Origin of the sequence: Shewanella japonica, from assembly GCF_002075795.1 — a bacterium.
Taxonomy (GTDB): domain Bacteria; phylum Pseudomonadota; class Gammaproteobacteria; order Enterobacterales; family Shewanellaceae; genus Shewanella; species Shewanella japonica.
This window is the reverse complement of sequence record NZ_CP020472.1, coordinates 1,425,865-1,444,074: the sequence shown is the minus strand read 5'-3', so window position 1 is coordinate 1,444,074 and position 18,210 is coordinate 1,425,865. Positions and strand designations below refer to the sequence as shown.

General features: G+C 41.1%; 13 protein-coding genes and 1 pseudogene. 10 read left to right on the top strand and 4 right to left on the bottom strand.

Annotated features, from left to right (window positions below; translation table 11 throughout):
* The first annotated feature begins 51 nt into the window (after positions 1–51).
* Positions 52–1,124, top strand: a pseudogene (locus SJ2017_RS06215) (adenylate/guanylate cyclase domain-containing protein).
* Between the two features lie 283 nt (positions 1,125–1,407).
* Here the strand turns inward: SJ2017_RS06215 and oxyR are convergent.
* From oxyR to mnmL, 3 genes are all read right to left on the bottom strand, one after another.
* Complete coding sequence (oxyR, locus tag SJ2017_RS06210) at positions 1,408–2,316, bottom strand: hydrogen peroxide-inducible genes transcriptional activator OxyR (RefSeq protein ID WP_055025582.1); 909 nt, start codon at positions 2,314–2,316, stop codon at positions 1,408–1,410.
* A 163-nt stretch (positions 2,317–2,479) separates the two neighbouring features.
* A complete protein-coding gene (locus tag SJ2017_RS06205; protein ID WP_055025581.1) occupies positions 2,480–2,845 on the bottom strand; it encodes an Hpt domain-containing protein in 366 nt (121 codons plus the stop codon).
* A gap of 179 nt (positions 2,846–3,024) precedes the next feature.
* Positions 3,025–3,960 (bottom strand): tRNA modification radical SAM protein MnmL/YtqA, encoded by a 936-nt coding sequence (mnmL, locus tag SJ2017_RS06200; protein ID WP_065109030.1) that lies wholly within the window; start codon positions 3,958–3,960, stop codon positions 3,025–3,027.
* A 516-nt stretch (positions 3,961–4,476) separates the two neighbouring features.
* On the opposite strand from mnmL, the gene gltB reads away from it, so the two are divergent.
* The 7 genes from gltB to SJ2017_RS06165 all read left to right on the top strand — a co-directional run bounded on the left by gltB (position 4,477) and on the right by SJ2017_RS06165 (position 13,955).
* Entirely contained in the window at positions 4,477–8,925 is a 4,449-nt protein-coding gene (gene gltB / locus SJ2017_RS06195) for a glutamate synthase large subunit (RefSeq protein ID WP_080915205.1), read from the top strand.
* 5 nt (positions 8,926–8,930) lie between these two features.
* Positions 8,931–10,343, top strand: a complete 1,413-nt coding sequence (locus SJ2017_RS06190) for an FAD-dependent oxidoreductase (RefSeq protein ID WP_080915204.1) — start codon at positions 8,931–8,933, stop codon at positions 10,341–10,343.
* Positions 10,344–10,599: 256 nt separating this feature from the next.
* On the top strand, positions 10,600–11,292 hold the full coding sequence (locus tag SJ2017_RS06185; protein WP_055024229.1) for a 5'-methylthioadenosine/adenosylhomocysteine nucleosidase: 693 nt from the start codon (positions 10,600–10,602) through the stop codon (positions 11,290–11,292).
* A gap of 44 nt (positions 11,293–11,336) precedes the next feature.
* A complete protein-coding gene (locus SJ2017_RS06180) occupies positions 11,337–12,353 on the top strand; it encodes a cobalamin biosynthesis protein CobD/CbiB (RefSeq protein WP_065109026.1) in 1,017 nt (338 codons plus the stop codon).
* A gap of 68 nt (positions 12,354–12,421) precedes the next feature.
* On the top strand, positions 12,422–12,844 hold the full coding sequence (locus SJ2017_RS06175) for a DUF2721 domain-containing protein (protein ID WP_080915203.1): 423 nt from the start codon (positions 12,422–12,424) through the stop codon (positions 12,842–12,844).
* Positions 12,837–13,469: a trimeric intracellular cation channel family protein gene (locus SJ2017_RS06170; protein ID WP_080915202.1), complete on the top strand. Its 633-nt coding sequence runs from the start codon at positions 12,837–12,839 to the stop codon at positions 13,467–13,469. Before SJ2017_RS06175 ends, SJ2017_RS06170 begins: the two co-directional genes overlap by 8 nt.
* Positions 13,470–13,511: 42 nt before the next feature.
* A complete protein-coding gene (locus tag SJ2017_RS06165) occupies positions 13,512–13,955 on the top strand; it encodes a nuclear transport factor 2 family protein (RefSeq protein ID WP_055024361.1) in 444 nt (147 codons plus the stop codon).
* 83 nt (positions 13,956–14,038) lie between these two features.
* Here the strand turns inward: SJ2017_RS06165 and tyrS are convergent, their stop codons facing one another.
* Positions 14,039–15,235 carry a tyrosine--tRNA ligase gene (gene tyrS, locus SJ2017_RS06160; RefSeq protein WP_055024233.1) on the bottom strand — a complete coding sequence of 399 codons (1,197 nt, stop codon included), beginning with the start codon at positions 15,233–15,235 and terminating at the stop codon, positions 14,039–14,041.
* A gap of 122 nt (positions 15,236–15,357) precedes the next feature.
* On the opposite strand from tyrS, the gene SJ2017_RS06155 reads away from it, so the two are divergent.
* Together SJ2017_RS06155 and SJ2017_RS06150 are read left to right on the top strand one after the other, a co-directional pair.
* Positions 15,358–16,884 carry a peptidoglycan DD-metalloendopeptidase family protein gene (locus tag SJ2017_RS06155; RefSeq protein ID WP_080915201.1) on the top strand — a complete coding sequence of 509 codons (1,527 nt, stop codon included), beginning with the start codon at positions 15,358–15,360 and terminating at the stop codon, positions 16,882–16,884.
* A 94-nt stretch (positions 16,885–16,978) separates the two neighbouring features.
* Positions 16,979–18,181: an anhydro-N-acetylmuramic acid kinase gene (locus SJ2017_RS06150; protein WP_276328892.1), complete on the top strand. Its 1,203-nt coding sequence runs from the start codon at positions 16,979–16,981 to the stop codon at positions 18,179–18,181.
* The last annotated feature ends 29 nt before the right edge of the window (positions 18,182–18,210 follow it).

Sequence of the window (18,210 nt, the reverse complement as noted above, 5' to 3'; positions counted from 1 at the left end):
TTTTCTATAAACTAGCCTGTCTCAAAATATCAACGGATCAGATATAAACCAGTGAAAGCACGTCGACAGACGAGAAAGCTATTATTTGCGATATTAGCATGGTGTTTAGCCATGGGCGCATTTGTCTTTTTTCGTTATTCACAAGCCCTGAACTCCCCCAATGGGCTATGGGAAAATCAGACCTTGCCACATTAGCCATCTTCATGGGTTTTGTGTTTGGTTGTCTGCATTGGATGTCGAATTTAATCGCTGACTTTAGTGCAATCAGTCGTTTACCCTATATCTTCTCAGTTATTTTTAAAGGCTTGTTTCTACTGTTAGGCGCAATGACGCTTGCCTATGTTACCCAATTCCTCAATATGTGGGCTATTGAAAATCATCTTGTCACGCTAAGACAAATGCTCACAGCTCACATCCTTTATAGTCCTTCTTTTCAAGCATTAATCATATATCTAGTCGCTGTACGTGTAGGCCTTGCCTTTATCGAACAAATGGCACTACTTGTGGGCCCTCGTGTATTGATGAACATTGGCTTAGGTAAGTACCATCAGCCAAGATATGAACATCGACTATTCCCCTTTGTTGATATGGTATCTTCAACTGCGCACGCTGAAACACTAGGCGACTATCGCTTTAGTCGATTAATTCAAGACAGTTTTAGTATGCTGGCTGATACAGTAACTGATAATGATGCTGAAATTTATCGCTATATGGGTGATGCAGTTTTAATTCATTGGCCTCTTGAAGATGGGATCAAGCAAGATCGCTGTATGAATATTTACTACGAATTTAGCCAACAACTTAACTGGCATCGACCTTACTTTGAAGAACACTATGGCTTTGTGCCTAAATTTAAAGCGGCAGCTCATTGCGGCCAAGTTGTTGCTGCCGTGGTTGGTGTTCAAAAGCAAGAAATTAGCTTTTTCAGTGATGTGTTAAATACCTTGGCAAGACTACAAGACCAATGTAATCCGCTAGGTCAAAGAATGCTTATTTCTGGGGAAGTTGCACACCGCCTAGAAAGACAAGATAGTCGATTTGAGTTATCAGATTTAGGCGCCATGAAGCTCAAAGGCAAAAAGCATGAAATTGAAGTGTATGGTGTGAGCCCTAAAAAACCCTAAACAAGCAACTTAAGGAATATAATTGAATATCCCTAGTTAGCGCCTCTTGCCTTTGCTCCTCCAGTTCACCTTAGCTTACTCAAAAGTACTAAGCGCGCCTTATAAACTTCTTATTCCTGTTGATTTTCCCAGATAAAAAGTAAACCCGTTAGCTACGATGTAAAACGGGTTCGAACGGAACAATCATGGTTTGTAAGAAGCAAGTACCTCTCTACCCGCTTCTTACCGATAACAAGGTATTTATCTAGATGAACTTGCTAATAAACTCCCTTTCAACAACAGGCTACTCAGGTTTAGCAAGTAAGTTCTCTAGCATTAAGCCTAATGTTCTGAATGTGGCGATTCTGCTAGTTGTTTGACGCCACACCAAGCCGATATCTCGATAAGGGCTTTCACCTGGCGGGTTCATTATATTCAACTCAGTATCTTTTAAGATCCCAGCATCAATTGCCATTTGCGGTAAGAATGTGGTGCCTAATTTGCTATCAACCATTTGAACTAATGTATGTAGACTGGTCGCAGCAAAAGGATTAATTTTGGCACTATTGCCTAACTGACAAGCAGTAATAGCATGACCAGTAATACAGTGCTCACTTTGCAGTAAGAAAATACTTTCATCTGGCATTTTTTGATAATCAATTGGGTTTATTATCCCACCCGATAACTCTTCATGAACGACCATTTTAAAAGGATCAATACCCACTTTCATACTGTGAAATCCAGTAGTATCTACCGGTAATGCAAGTATCAATAAATCCAGCTCCCCTTTTCCTAATGAGTCTAATAAGCTGTCGGTAGTGTCTTCTTTTAGCAATAAACTCAATTGTGGATAATCTTGCTGACATTGCTTTACTACACGGCTTAATAAGAAAGGTGCAATAGTTGGAATACAACCTAAGCGGATCTCTCCAGTCATAGGCTCACCCTGGTTTTTAACCAATTCAACTAAGTCATCAACATCAGTAAGCAGCTTTCTCGCTCTTTCAACAACTTCCTCACCTATTGCTGTGAACATAAATGATTTATGATCTCGCTCGATTAATTGGTAGCCCAGTTGCTCTTCAAGATTTTGAATGCCACTCGATAGAGTAGATTGACTAACAAAGCATGACTTAGCAGCTCGGTTAAAATTTTGCTCTTGGTGCAAGTTAACCAAATAGAATAGGTTTTTTAAACTCGGTAGGTTTTTCATTTAATCGATTACCCTAAGAAGATTTCATTTAAATAATGAATTAAGTCACAACAAATAACAATCACAGCTGCACGATCCATAGCTCAATTTTACTATTCTCAAAAAAAAGACCAAAAAAAAAGCCCCTTGCGGGACTTTTAATGTCGCTATAAACCAGCAGTGATTATGCTTTGGCTTCTAGGAATGCTTTTAATTGCTGTAAATCTGAACCAGCATGCTCAACAATTTCAGCTAACCAAGCGTTGTGCTCAGCTTCCCATGATGACTCTTCACCATGCTGCAGTTTTTGTGCAAACTGCTGAATGCGCTTCAAACCAACTGAACCAGCAGCGCCTTTAAATTTATGAGCTTCTGCGCATAATGTATCTTTATCATTCACATCATTTGCTTTAACTAAACTACCTACATACTCAGGCATTAATTGCTCAAATAACACAACACTTTTTAATAAAGTACCTGCACCAATAGCACTACAATATTGCTCTAAAGTATTGAGATCTAAAATAGACTCTAGCTGGACTGTGGCCATTGTGGCACCTCTTTCTAATTTATTTCTGTAAAATTGGAATTTATAATACTCGCAATAATCGCCTATGCAACAACTCAGCGCTTTTCAAGTCCAATTTTCGTAAACTAATTACATGATTTTAACAAAAAATTAAAATCCGCCCATATAAATCACTGCAAAACATGCAAACTGGTTACTTTTCACACTGTTCCGCCGGTAACATAATGGCCTTGTCCGCCATTCTCGGCTAAGTTTTTGACAATTGCTACTAAGCCATCCCAACGAAAAGCACACCACTCTGGAGCAAGTAACATCGGTTTTTTAGCATATGCTGTGACTCTATGAAAAATTATCTCTTTTGGAGTATGTCTAATTAACTCACTCGCGTAGTGAGCATAATCTTCCAGACTCAATAAAGGCATTCCTTTATGTCGCCAAGCCTTAGCCATGACACTTCCTTCAACAATATGTAATGGATGTAATTTTATACCATCAACACCTGTTGATATAACTTGCGTTAAACTGGAAAGGTAATCTTCAAACGTCTCGTCAGGTAAACCAAGAATCAAATGAGCACAGACTTTAATACCACGTTTTCTTGCTCTTATAACAGTGTCTTTATAACTATCAAAATCATGGCCGCGGTTAATTTTTTTTAAAGTTCCATTATTCGCCGTTTGCAAACCAAGCTCTAACCAGACTTCAATTCCTTTATCTTGATAGCTGACAAGTAAGTCCAATATATCATCTGGTACGCAGTCTGGACGGGTACCAATATGTAATCCAACAATGTCGGCATCCTTTATCGCTTCGTCATACTTTTGCTTTAACACCTGATACTCATCGTAAGTACTAGTATAGGCTTGGAAGTATGCTATATATTTAGAGGTAGAAGCGGGTGCATTTGCTAATACTGAACGTTGCTTACCTTGGCTCAGTTGTTCTGAGATGCTGGCCTCAGTCCCTTGCTCATAACTAAACGAAGAAACATTACAGAATGTACAGCCGCCTTTACCAAGGGTGCCATCTCTGTTTGGGCAAGTGAATTTGGCATCGATAGTCAGCTTTCTGATCCGTCCACCGTATTGCTGTTTACATACAGCACCAAATGTATTCACGTAATCATCTAAACCCACTGCCAATCCTCAATTTTCAAAAAGTGGCCGATGATATACAGCTTAAAGAGTAAATACTTGGTGCTATATCAAGAAATGATGAATTAATGCGATTATATTTCAACCAATGTCAGTACAACTTCACAAATGGTTAATTTGATTAATTTAAAATCAACTATCAAAGTGAATAAATACGCAAATTAAATAAATAGTTCACTGCAACTGTGCTTGAAAATAAATTCACTATTTATAAAACTAAATCAATTAGACTAAAGTGTTAACAAAAAGTAAAATCAAAAAGCCGACTTTTTTAAAATTCTTTTTATTCATAAGGTTATACGAACAAAAATGCAGTTTACGTTAACGTAAGGCTGGTTTTTTTTAACATCTGTAATAGACATAACAATTCATTTTGTTGAGTAATTTAAGTTTGACCTTTATTCATTATCGAGCTAATTTGAGTGGTTCGGGTGCATATCTATGAGAACTTCTCCGCATTATCCGAGTCGTATTAAGTTAGGTTTAGGGAGTTTTTGTATGAGCTTATATCATCCCAGCTTTGAGCGGGACAATTGTGGTTTCGGCTTAATAGCCCAAATGGATGGCGATGCTAGCCATCGTATTGTCCGTACTGTTATTCACGGTTTAGACAGAATGAAACACCGTGGCGGTATTGCATCGGATGGTCGCACAGGTGATGGCTGTGGACTATTAATGTCGATGCCAAAAGACTTTTTTGCTGCTGTAGCAACAGAAAATGATTGGCATCTAAGTCGTAAATTTGCTGTTGGTATGCTGTTTCTTAGCCAAGACCCAGTTAAAGCTGAAGCGTCTAAAGCTATATTAGAAAAAGAACTACAACGTGAAACATTAAGTGTTGCAGGCTGGAGAAAGGTACCAGTCAATCCTGACGTGCTCGGCGAAATTGGTCGCAAGAGCTTACCAGAGATCTACCAAGTATTAATTAACGCCCCTGTTGGCTGGCGTGAAAAAGACTTAGAACGTCGTCTATATATGGCTAGACGCCGACTTGAGCAACAAATTGTCGATGACAAGGATTTTTATGTCGCGAGTCTGTCAGGACAAGTCATCGTCTATAAAGGCTTAATGATGCCTGCAGATCTGCCGTCTTTTTATACCGATCTTGCTGATATTCGTCTTAAAAGTACAATTTGTCTTTTCCACCAGCGCTTTTCAACTAATACATCACCTAAATGGCCACTTGCACAACCATTTAGATTCTTAGCTCATAATGGCGAAATCAATACCATTACTGGTAACCGCCAATGGGCTCGTGCGCGTGCTTATAAGTTTAACTCGCCACTATTACCTGACTTACAACAAGCCGCACCTTTTGTGAATGAAACGGGTTCTGACTCCTCTTCATTAGACAACATGCTAGAAATGCTATTATCTGGTGGCATGGATTTATATCGTGCGATGCGCTTATTGATTCCACCTGCATGGCAAAGTAATCCTGAAATGGATGACGAGTTAAAAGCATTTTACGATTTCAACTCAATGCATATGGAGCCTTGGGACGGACCTGCTGGTATCGTGATGAGTAATGGTCGCCATGCTGCCTGTGCCGTCGATCGTAACGGTCTGCGTCCATCTCGCTATGTGATTACTAAAGACAGAATTCTAACCTTGGCATCAGAAGTCGGCATTTGGGATTACTCAGCTGATGAGGTTGTAGAAAAAGGTCGTGTTGGTCCAGGTGAACTATTAGTCCTAGATACGATGAACGGCCGTTTATATTCATCATTTGAAATTGATAATGATTTAAAACGTCGCCATCCATACAAAGAGTGGATGGCTAAAAATAGTCAAACACTTATCCCTGCAAATCAAATTGAAGCAGCTCAACAAGGTGCTAGTCAGTTTACACCTGAAGTATTGCTTCAATATCAAAAGCAATTTGGATATAGCCGAGAAGAGCTCGAACAAGTCATTTGGATATTGGCATCAAAAGGCGAAGAAGCAACCGGTTCAATGGGTGACGATACCCCAATGGCTGTATTGTCTAAGAAGTCTCGTTCTTTATATGACTATTTCCGTCAAAAGTTTGCCCAGGTAACTAACCCACCAATCGATCCTCTACGTGAAAAACACGTAATGTCATTAACCACTTGTGTGGGGCGTGAGCAAAACCTATTTTGCGAGACTACAGGTGTTGCTTATCGAGTGATGTTTGACTCACCTGTGCTGCTATTCAGTGATTTCAACCAATTATTAGGCTTAGATAGTTCTTACTACCGAGCAAACACCGTTGATTTAAATTACGATGCACACGAAAGCTTACAGCAAGCCATTGAACGTGTAACAGATGATGCTGAGCGCTTGGCAAGAAGCGGAACAACGCTACTTATTTTATCTGACAGAGCCACTGCTAAAAATGTACAAGTCATTCCAGCAGCTATGGCTGTTGGCGCAGTGCAGCAACGCTTAGTTGATAAGAGCTTACGCTGCGATACTAACATCATTGTTGAAACGGCTTCGGCTCGTGACCCACATCATTTTGCTGTGTTACTTGGTTTTGGTGCGACCGCTATTTACCCATATCTAGCATATGAATCTATTTCAGCGATGGCGAAAAAGAACCAAGTTGAAGATGATAGTTTATTGATGCTGAACTTCCGCCAAGGCATCGAAAAAGGCCTTCGTAAGATTATGTCCAAAATGGGCATCAGTACTGTAGGTTCTTACCGTTGCAGCCAACAATTCGAAGCTATTGGTTTGTCATCTGAAGTGATTGAATTATGTTTCAAAGGTGTCATAAGCCGTATCGAAGGGGCAAGCTTTGAGCATTTAGCTGCAGATCAAAAAGCACTTCATAAAGCGGCCTATCGAGCCCATGTGCCATTACCACAAGGTGGCTTACTGAAATATGTTGAGGGCGGCGAGTACCATAGCTTTAACCCTGATGTGGTTAATACACTTCAACAAAGCTTAAAAGATAAAGATTATCCAAAATATAAGAAGTTTGCAGCGCTCGTTGATGATCGACCAATCGCGACATTAAGAGATCTAATTGGTGTTAAAGGTGACAAAGCTGCAATCGATGCTGCAAGCGTTGAAGGTGCTGAGCACTTATTCCCGCGCTTTGATAGTGCTGCAATGAGTATTGGTGCATTAAGTCCTGAAGCGCATGAAGCACTAGCTGTAGCTATGAACCGTCTAGGAGGACGCTCTAACTCTGGTGAAGGTGGAGAAGATCCTAGTCGTTTTAATAGCGAACGTAATTCAGCAATCAAACAAATTGCATCCGGTCGTTTTGGTGTGACAGCTCATTACTTAGTGAATGCTGATGTATTGCAAATTAAAGTGGCACAAGGCGCTAAACCAGGTGAAGGTGGACAACTTCCTGGTCATAAAGTCAGTGTAGAAATCGCTGGTCTGCGCCATGCAAGACCAGGGGTTACGTTGATTTCACCGCCTCCACACCATGATATTTACTCAATTGAAGATTTAGCCCAGCTTATTTTCGATTTAAAGCAAATCAATCCAAGAGCATTAGTTTCAGTCAAGCTCGTTTCAGAGCCGGGTGTAGGCACAATTGCGACGGGTGTAGCTAAAGCTTACGCTGACATGATTACCATCTCTGGTTATGACGGTGGTACTGGTGCTAGTCCAATTACGTCTGTTAAGTATGCAGGTTCTCCTTGGGAATTAGGCTTAGCAGAAGTACATCAAGCACTTGTTGAAAACGGATTGCGCCACAAGATCCGCCTGCAAGTTGATGGCGGCTTAAAAACAGGTATGGACATCATCAAGGCTGCGTTATTAGGTGCTGAAAGCTTTGGTTTTGGTACAGTGCCAATGATTGCGCTTGGGTGTAAGTATTTACGAATTTGTCATTTAAATAACTGTGCAACAGGTGTGGCAACACAGGATAAAAACCTACGTGACAACCATTATCACGGGTTACCTGAGCGAGTAATGACGTATTTCGAGTTTGTTGCTGAAGAGGTTCGTGAATGGATGGCAAAACTTGGTGTTGCCAAGTTTGAAGATCTCGTCGGTCGAACCGACTGGTTATATGCCCTTGAAGGTCAAACAGCCAAGCAACTAGGATTAGATTTAGCCCCTATTCTTTATCAACCTAAAGTCCCAGCTGGCACCGATATTACTTGGAAAGAGCTTAATCCACCGGATGACAAAGGTGACTTAAATCTACAAATTGTTGCCGATAGCAGTCAAGCGGTACTTGAAGGCTCAAGTTTCACTAAACAGTACAATATTAATAATACCGATCGTTCAGTAGGCGCCTCATTATCAGGCTTTATTGCAACGAACATTGGCCTTAAGGGCGCTAAAGCTCCGTTATCACTGCAGTTTAACGGTAGTGCGGGTCAGAGTTTTGGCGTATGGAATAGCCCAGGACTGAATCTCACATTGATTGGTGATGCCAACGACTATGTCGGTAAAGGCATGTCAGGTGGTGAAATTATTATTCATCCACCAGTGGGTAGTCCATTTGAAAGTGAAGAAAGTGCCATTATGGGTAACACCTGTTTGTATGGTGCAACAGGCGGACGTGTTTATGCAGCTGGTCAAGCAGGTGAACGTTTCGCTGTTCGTAACTCTGGCGCTATCGCGGTGGTTGAAGGCGTGGGTGACAACGGCTGTGAATACATGACTGGCGGTATTGTAGTGGTATTAGGTCAAACTGGGGTTAACTTTGGTGCCGGTATGACTGGCGGTTTTGCCTATATATTTGACCGTTTCAATCACTTTAGTCGTCGCGTTAATAACGAACTCGTCGATACTCAAAAATTAGAATCGCCAATCCAGCAGCAACACTTAAAAGAACTGATTGAAGCCCATGTCGCTGCAACAGGAAGTGAGCATGCCAAGATGATCTTAAGTGATTTCGAAAACTGGTTAGACTGTTTTGTTTTAGTTAAGCCTAAGAATATTGCCGTTGCCGACTTGCTGAAAATAGAGCAAAAGAGCCCGGAACTAGCTGTTAAGGCGGGGTAATTTAGATGAGTAATGATTTTCAATTTATTGAGGTAGATCGTAAAGATCCCACTAAACACTCTGCAGCAGAGCGTTCGACACAGTTTATCGAAATTTATCAGCCTTTTTCTCAGCCCCAAGTGGCAGAGCAAGCTGATCGCTGTTTAGATTGTGGTAACCCATATTGTGAATGGAAGTGCCCTCTTCACAATTATATTCCTAATTGGCTTAAGTTAGCTGAACAAGGGCGTATCCTTGAAGCGGCAGACTTAGTCCACGAAACCAATACGCTACCAGAAATTTGTGGTCGAGTGTGTCCGCAAGACCGCCTATGTGAAGGTGCTTGTACCCTTAACGATGACTTTGGTGCTGTCACTATTGGTAATGTTGAAAAGTACATTACTGATACCGCAATTAGCCAAGGATGGCGACCAGATATGAGCAAGGTTACTCCACGTAAAGAACGTGTAGCAATCATTGGCGCTGGTCCTGCTGGTTTAGGTTGTGCAGATATTTTAAGTCGAAATGGTGTTAAAGCTGTTGTATACGATAAATATCCACAAATTGGTGGCTTGCTTACCTACGGTATTCCAGCCTTTAAATTAGATAAAGATGTCATGCAGACTCGCCGAGGTGTTCTTGAAGGAATGGGAATCGAGTTCAAGATGGGCGTTACTGTAGGAAAAGACATCCCATTCAAAACCCTATTAGATGAATACGATGCAGTATTCTTAGGTATGGGCACATATACAGCAATGAAAGCACGTCTTCCGGGAGAAGACAGTGAAGGTGTTATTCAAGCCTTACCGTATCTTATTGGCAACACCCATGAGTTAATGGGAACTCAATGCACAGAAAATCCATATCAAAGCCTTGAAGGCAAGAATGTAGTTGTACTAGGTGGTGGTGACACTGCCATGGATTGTGTCCGCACAGCCGTTCGCCAAGGCGCTAAAAACGTCACTTGTGCATACCGTCGTGATGAAGCCAATATGCCAGGTTCACGCCGTGAAGTACAAAATGCTCGTGAAGAAGGGGTAAACTTCTTATTTAATCGCCAACCTGTCGCGATTAAAGAACAAGATGGTGTTGTAACTGGAATTGAATGTGTCGAAACCCAAATGGGCGCTGCAGATGAATCTGGACGTCAAAAAGCAGAAATCATTCCAGGTAGTGAACAAGTACTGGAAGCTGATGCCATTATTATTGCGTTTGGCTTCCAAGCAAGCCCTGCCCCTTGGTTTAAAGACTACGGTATTGAAACCAATGAATGGGGATTAGTGAAAGCGAGTAAGTTTGATGATAATCCGTTCCAAACCACAAACCCGAAAGTCTTTGCCGGTGGTGATATGGTTCGAGGTTCAGATCTTGTGGTAACAGCCATTGCTGAAGGTCGTGATGCGGCCCAAGGAATACTTAACGCTTTTGAAGATGCTTAAACAAAAACACATCATGTTTTAATGTGTTAATCCACCTAAAACACCCTAAAAAGCGCATTGAGAAATGCGCTTTTTTATTAGAAATAATTTACCTATATCACTTCTGCAAATTTCATTTATGCTATATTAGCCCCCATTAAGTTCCGCTTAACCTTGTTCGAACCATTGACGGTCTTCCTTAGCAAATTTAAGCCTTTTATCCTTTTGCCAATTCTCATTTAACATTGGCCTAATTACACATACTGAGAGTTTAATTATGAAAATCGCTATTATCGGCGCCATGGAACCAGAAGTTGCTCATTTAATTGAGACAATGACAGATCCAGTTCACTCAACTGTTGCTGGAATCGAATTTGTTGAAGGTCAATTATCGGGACAAAACGTCGTCGTTACTCGTTCAGGTATCGGTAAAGTGGCTGCCAGTATTGCAACGACACTAGTGATTAATAACTTTAAGGTTGATGCCGTTATCAATACAGGCTCAGCAGGTGGTTTTGTCGACAGCTTAAATATTGGCGATATTGTCATTTCATCAGAAGTACGTCATCACGATGTAGACGTTACCGCATTTGGATACGAAATTGGCCAAATGGCCTCTCAACCAGCCGCTTTCATTCCTGATGAAAAGTTAGTTAATGCCGCTAAATCTGCAATTTCATCCCTAGGTGAAGCACAAGTGATTGAAGGGTTAATTGCGACTGGTGACAGCTTTATTTGCGATCCTGAACGCACTAAAGTCATGTTAAACAATTTCCCGACAATGGCAGCATGTGAAATGGAAGCGGCGGCGATTGCACAGGTTTGTCATCAATTTAACGTACCATTTGTCGTGATTCGTTCATTATCAGACAATGCAAATAATGACTCACCTGTTGATTTTGACTCTTATATTGTTAAAGCAGGCCATTACTCAGCGCTAATGGTTATCGCATTATTAAAACAACTATAATTGTCTTGTAGCAATTCATTGTTAGCATATCTGGGTGAAGATGAATGTTTGATAGCATAATCACTGATAACACGTTTTATGAACAACTGCTTCGCTCAGATGGCAACTTACTAAAAAGCTGCTTGGTGCTCTTTATGGCGCTGCTCATTTCAAGAGTTGCGCCTTTATCTCGCCACCTACATCCTATTGTGTGGTTTCATCAATTTGCTTTACTACTCAGTAAAAAAGTAAACCATCCGCAGCGTTCAGCTCAGCAGCAATTAATTGCTGGAATAATGGCTACCACGCTATTAGTTATACCAATTTGGTTTATTATTTACTTTATTCTTTCTTTAGCTGCTTACCCTTGGTTTTTTGACTTTCTCGTGCTGTATTTCTGTATCAGTGACGCTGGATTTAAACCCGTTGCAAAAGATGTCATTAGCGCACTAGAGCACGGACAAAAAGGCTTAGCTAAAACTTACCTTTCCCCTTGGTTGATGCAAAATACAGCCAGTTTATCTGAAATGGGGATATGTAAAGCCACAATAGAACGGTTGCTGATAAGCCCAAGTTACGGCACTGTCGCAACAATTTTGTTCTATGCGTTAGGCGGTACTCCGTTAGTATTATTACTGCATTTATTCAAACAACTTGAACACTGTTGGCCTAATTACGTTCCGCAGTACCGTTACTTTGGTGCAGCAGTATACTGGATTAACCGTATCGCATTTGCTGTTCCTCAGTGGTTATGGAATCTAACATTAGTCCTTCAGGGCGGCCTTAGTAATCTCGGCGCGATGTTTAAAAAATCAAAGAACATTCAAGGCGTGTATGGCGCTTCTAGCTTGTATCTTGGCGCAAAAATCTTGCAAATTGAACTTGGTGGCCCCCAGAAGATGACGATAGGAAATGCTGAATATCGTGTCAGTATTACTAAGATTAACCCATCAAGAGTGCCTACCATTGCAGATGTCCGTAATGCAATTAGCTTAACGACTTGGGCTGTCACTTTTTGGTTATCATTTACCATCGCTATTCCTATTTTATGGACCGCATTAAGGTGGGTTCAATCAATGTAATTTTTAGCGAAAAAGCGTTATCATATCGGACTTAGACGTGCGTTAGCACTATTTAGAGGCAAACCTTTTTGTTAGATAACATCCAAATTTCGTTAACAACACCCGGCTTATTATTTCCTGCAATTTCATTATTGTTGTTAGCCTATACCAACCGTTTTTTTTCACTTGCTGCACTGATCCGCAGCCTGAGTGCCTCAGGCAAGCCTGTTGATAACGAGCAAATTAAGAATTTACGTCAACGCATCAGTATCATTAGACGCATGCAAGAAGCGGGGGTTGTAAGTTTTGCTATCTGTGTGATCAGCATGATTTTCATTTATTTAGGTTTCTTCCATACAGGCTCTATTGTTTTTGGCGTTAGCTTATTGTTTTTGCTCTATTCTTTAATCTTATCGGTTATCGAAATCCGTATATCCGTGGATGCATTGAATATCCATATTGAAGAATTTAGCCAAAAGCAACGTGCAAGTTCAGAGCGAAACCATGATTAACATAGAGTGGATATACCTATTCGACTTATGTGGAACTGCTGTTTTCGCCCTTTCTGGCGCTCTTGCAGCAGGTAAACACCGTATGGATCCTTTTGGCGTTATTGTTCTCGCATCTGTTACCGCTGTTGGTGGAGGTAGCATTCGAGATGCGATAACTGGCTCAACACCGGTTTTTTGGATTACTGATTCTAATTACATCATTGTTATTCTTGCGACAGTACTTGCATGTTTTATTTTCGTTAGAAAACCTCATAAGCTCCCTACTCTTACTTTACCTGTCGCTGATGCACTTGGATTAGCACTGTTTACCGTTATCGGTGCAGAGAAAGCCTTAATGCTCGGATTATCCGGTATGTCTGCAGTGATAGTGGGATTAATTACAGGCGTTGGCGGCGGTATAATTCGTGATTTATTATGTCGCCAAGTCCCTATGGTTTTAAGAACTGAAATCTATGCGACTGCATCAATTGTAGGCGGGATTTGTTATACCTTGAGTATTGAAGTCGGAATGGATAGCATTGACGCATTATTTTTTGCAATGTTTAGCACCTTAATTATTCGCCTAAGTGCTATTCGCTGGCATTTGTCTTTACCTGCATTTGATTTAAAAAGTAAGAGGCCCTGAGTGCGATTAATTGGTTTACTATGTAGTGCGTATCTTTTTTTGATGAGCTTTTCATCACAAGCCGCTGTCGGCGAGATGCCAAAAGTACAACAATTAGCAGTGCAATATATTCAAGCATTAACCGATCATGACTATCGTCAGTTAAGGCGTTTTTATAATCGTGATAGTGTATTTTACGATAAAACGGCTAACGTCACTTACACTGGCGGTCGACATATCATTGAGTTTTTAGAGCGTGCTCACGAAGGTGTATTAGAGTATCGTTTCAATATCGAGCATATGTTCAATACTGGCTCGTTGGTTGTCCTAATTGGTAATTATCATTTACGTGGTCCAGGTGATCAATTTGGCAAACCAGGTAAAATAATTGAAATAGCAGTGCCCGGTGTTACCACGCTTAAATTTGATTTGAATACTGAAAGAATGACAGAACAAGTTGATTTAATGGACTACCAAACGATGTCTGATCAATTACAATCACAGTAGCCAAAGGGTTTATTGGCAGCAAGACATAAAAAAACGACTCATTTGAGTCGTTTTTTAGTTTAACGTTTCTCGTTTAGTTCAAATTAAACCAGAGTCACTTTAGCAAATTTACGCTTACCAACTTGGAACACAGCGCTCACGCCCGCCTCAAAGACTTGACGAGTATCAGTCAGCTTTTCACCATCCATTTTCACAGCGCCTTGCTTAACCATGCGCATGCCATCAGACGTAGAACCTACTAAACCTGCATTTTTAAGTAAGTTAGCAATCGCTAGGCCTTCACCAGCTTCAAGGTCTAGCTCATCAATATCTTCCGGCATCGCGCCTTTTTGGAAACGGTTGATGAACTCTTGATGTGCTGCATCAGCTTGTGCTTGGTCATGAAACCTTGCAATGATTTCTTTTGCTAAAGCAATCTTCACATCACGCGGGTTCTGACCATTGGTAACATCTTCTTTAAACTGGGCAATTTCTTGTAATGGACGGAATGAAAGCAGCTCGAAATAGCTCCACATTAAATCATCTGAGATAGACATGATTTTGCCAAACATTTCATTCGCAGGCTCACTCACACCAATATAGTTATGAGCAGACTTAGACATTTTCTTAACGCCATCAAGTCCAACTAATAGCGGCATCATAATGACTGATTGCGGCTTTTGCCCTTCCGCTTTTTGTAGCTCACGGCCCATTAATAAATTGAATTTTTGATCGGTACCACCCAATTCTACATCTGCCTTTAATGCGACAGAGTCGTAACCTTGTAGTAAAGGATACATAAACTCGTGAATAGCAATTGACTGGCCGGCTGCATAACGCTTTTTAAAATCATCACGTTCCATCATACGTGCAACGGTTTGCTTAGAACCTAGACGGATCATACCAGCAGCACCTAATGGCTCTAACCAACTTGAGTTAAACTCAATGCGAGTTTTGGCTGGGTCAAGGATTTTGAAAACTTGCTCTTTGTAAGTCTCAGCATTTGCTAGTACATCTTCACGAGTTAACGGAGGACGAGTATTATTCTTACCACTTGGGTCACCTACCATTCCGGTGAAGTCACCAATCAAGAAAATAACCTCATGACCTAGCTCTTGAAAAGCACGTAACTTATTCAAAATAACAGTGTGGCCTAGGTGAATATCTGGAGCGGTAGGATCTGCACCTAGCTTAATTCTTAAAGGACGCCCTTCTTTAAGTTTTTCTAGCAGCTCAGACTCGACTAATATTTCGTCGGTACCACGTTTAAGTTCTGCTAACACTTGGTCTAAATCAGCCATTTCGGCACCTACTCCTGCAGCTTTAAAAAAATAAGAGGCCTATGTTACTTGTTAGCCACATTAATTGAAAGTGTGTACACTAAGGGGATTACAACGAAAAAGAGAAATTGGTACTCAGGTCAATGGCAAAGTTAATCACTTTATTCAAATTACTGCCAAAAGCGCATCAAATTGCACTCAGTTTATTAGTAATTTTCACGATGATTATCGTGCTATTCCCCTCTGATGATGTCCAAGCGTCAAAACAAGTCACTTCTGGTAGTGTTGATATCTCTGCTCGCATTAATGCACAACACACTAATCAAGATAATACTCAGTCATCATCACCAAATAAACAGTCTGAATATTCTGTGCCACTTGCATTTAGAACGCCCACTCCGCCAGGCCAATCTCGTCAATCCACTACGTCTGAAATGACACGACAAGAGACGGATACCTTAACGCCATCTAAAGACAGTAATCCTATTGCCAACCTTGACCCATTAGCGGTTTCGGATAATACCCTACTATCAACCCCAAAAGACCAAGAAAACGCAGTCCCGTACCGAGAAGCTGACTTACTGTCCCATAAAAGCTATAAAGTGGCCAAAGGAGATACCTTTGGCGGACTAGCAAACCGAGCGGGATTAACACCGCGAGATGTTTATCAAATCACTCGCTTGCCAAAGTCGAAGAAGAATTTATTAAAAATTATGCCCGGTGAAGAGCTCACTGTGACAAAGGATGCTCAAGGCGAAGTGACGCAACTGAGTTATCAGATGGATAAGATTTCCACCCTGGTGATAACGAAGAACCAAGATAAATTCGAAGAAAAGGTAACGGTTAAAACCATCACCTTAGAAACTAAATTTATCACAGCCAATATAAGCAGTAACTTTTGGAATGCTGCCGCCACTGCTGGGTTATCAGCAAATCACATTATGCAACTGGCAAACATTTTTGGATGGGATATCGATTTTGCACTGGATATCCGTAAGGACGATCATTTTGCGCTGATGTTTGAAGAAGAATACGTTGATGGTCAATTTATCGGCACAGGGAATATTCTTGCTGCTGAGTTTTACAACCAAGGCGAACGATATACCGCAGTTAGATACACTGACGGAGAATATTATTCAGAATCAGGTGATAGCATGCGTAAAGCATTCTTACGCTCTCCAGTTGATTTTAAGTACGTCAGCTCTAACTTTAATCCACGCCGACTACACCCTGTGACAGGGCAAGTGAAAGCGCACCGAGGTGTCGACTATGTTGCCGCTATTGGTACCCCAATTAAAGCTGCAGGTCGTGGTAAAGTGGTTGAGGCTAGCTACAACAAGTACAACGGTAATTATGTTTTCATTAAGCATAACGATACTTACACAACCAAGTATTTGCACTTAACCAAAAGAAAAGTAAAACGTGGCGATACCGTAAAACAAGGTCAAATTATTGGTACCTTAGGTAAAACGGGCCGCATGACTGGCGCACACTTGCATTATGAATTTATCGTTAATGGTGTGCACCGTAATCCCCGCACAATAAAGCTGCCAAAATCACAGCCTATTGATAAAAAAGAGAAGTCACAGTTTGATGCGTTAAGTAAGCAATTAATGGCTAAAATCGAGCAAAACAAGCAATTGCATTACGCCAGTAACTCGACAAACTAGCATTCAATGCGCAGCCTTGAATCCACCTCTTATCGTAATACTAGAAGTTAATATTTACGGCGAGTATTTACCATGAGTATTGGCTGCCTTTTTTATGACTACACAGATAATGAGCATTACCATGAATGCAACGAACGCTATATCTCAGAAACAAACTCACACAACTCAAACTGACGGCAACAACAAGCAGTCGTCAGGTTACTTCATAGGGTTAATGTCTGGCACTAGCATGGATGGCATTGATGCTGTATTGGTTGACTTCTCAAATAATCAAATCGAGCTAATAGCAACTCATACCCTTGAAATTCCTGCTCATATATTAAATAACCTACATCGTTTATGTTCCCCAAATTCTGATGAAATTAATATTATGGGAAGAACAGATCGCGCAATGGGGCTGTTATTTGCCCAAGCAGTTAATGAGCTAGTCGACCGTGCGGGAATTGATAAGTCAGCAGTTATTGCCATTGGCAGTCACGGGCAAACAATTAGGCATATGCCTAATTTAGAGCAAGGCTTTACGCTGCAAATTGGCGATCCTGAAACCATCGCCGTTGAAACCGATATTAATGTTATTGCCGATTTTCGTCGTAAAGATATTGCTTTAGGTGGACAAGGCGCACCGCTTGTTCCAGCATTTCATCATGCCAGCTTTGCTCAGAAAGATTGTCACCGCTTTATTCTCAATATTGGAGGCATAGCGAACATTACTTACCTCAATGGAGACAGTGAAGCAGTCATTGGGTTTGACACAGGTCCAGGTAATACCTTGATGGATGCGTATATTAATCAAGAGTTACAACGCCCTTTTGATGAATCAGGACAATGGGCAGCCTCTGGTAACACCGACCCAGCATTTCTGAAGCAACTTTTATCTCACCCCTACTTCGCATTGGATTACCCTAAAAGTACGGGCCGAGAGTTATTCAACCAAGCGTGGCTTGAACAGCAATTGGCTAACTTCTCTCATCTACAACCTGCTGATATTCAGTCCACGCTACTTGACTTAACCTGTCACTCTATTGCTAACGACATTCAAGCCATTGCTAAAAATGGAGAAGTGTTTGTCTGCGGTGGTGGCGCTTTAAATTCAGAGTTAATGAAGCGACTTAAGCAATTACTGCCTCAATTGTCACTTTCTACCACCAGTGACATTGGTATCGACCCTAAATGGGTTGAAGGAATCGCTTTTGCATGGCTTGCAATGCGCCATGCTTTAGGAAAAACAGGAAGCTTACCCGCTGTGACAGGGGCAAAACGAGCCGCTATTTTAGGTAATTTTTACAGCGCTTATTAACCATTACCTTCACTCAATAACATGATGCA

Coding starts and splice junctions, on each gene's coding strand:
- gltB (WP_080915205.1), top strand. CDS start 4,477: ATGAGCTTATATCATCCCAGCTTTGAGCGGGACAATTGTGGTTTCGGC.
- tyrS (WP_055024233.1), bottom strand. CDS start 15,235: ATGGCTGATTTAGACCAAGTGTTAGCAGAACTTAAACGTGGTACCGAC.
- SJ2017_RS06170 (WP_080915202.1), top strand. CDS start 12,837: ATGATTAACATAGAGTGGATATACCTATTCGACTTATGTGGAACTGCT.
- oxyR (WP_055025582.1), bottom strand. CDS start 2,316: ATGAAAAACCTACCGAGTTTAAAAAACCTATTCTATTTGGTTAACTTG.
- SJ2017_RS06190 (WP_080915204.1), top strand. CDS start 8,931: ATGAGTAATGATTTTCAATTTATTGAGGTAGATCGTAAAGATCCCACT.
- SJ2017_RS06155 (WP_080915201.1), top strand. CDS start 15,358: ATGGCAAAGTTAATCACTTTATTCAAATTACTGCCAAAAGCGCATCAA.
- SJ2017_RS06180 (WP_065109026.1), top strand. CDS start 11,337: ATGTTTGATAGCATAATCACTGATAACACGTTTTATGAACAACTGCTT.
- SJ2017_RS06205 (WP_055025581.1), bottom strand. CDS start 2,845: ATGGCCACAGTCCAGCTAGAGTCTATTTTAGATCTCAATACTTTAGAG.
- SJ2017_RS06185 (WP_055024229.1), top strand. CDS start 10,600: ATGAAAATCGCTATTATCGGCGCCATGGAACCAGAAGTTGCTCATTTA.
- SJ2017_RS06165 (WP_055024361.1), top strand. CDS start 13,512: ATGAGCTTTTCATCACAAGCCGCTGTCGGCGAGATGCCAAAAGTACAA.
- SJ2017_RS06150 (WP_276328892.1), top strand. CDS start 16,979: ATGACTACACAGATAATGAGCATTACCATGAATGCAACGAACGCTATA.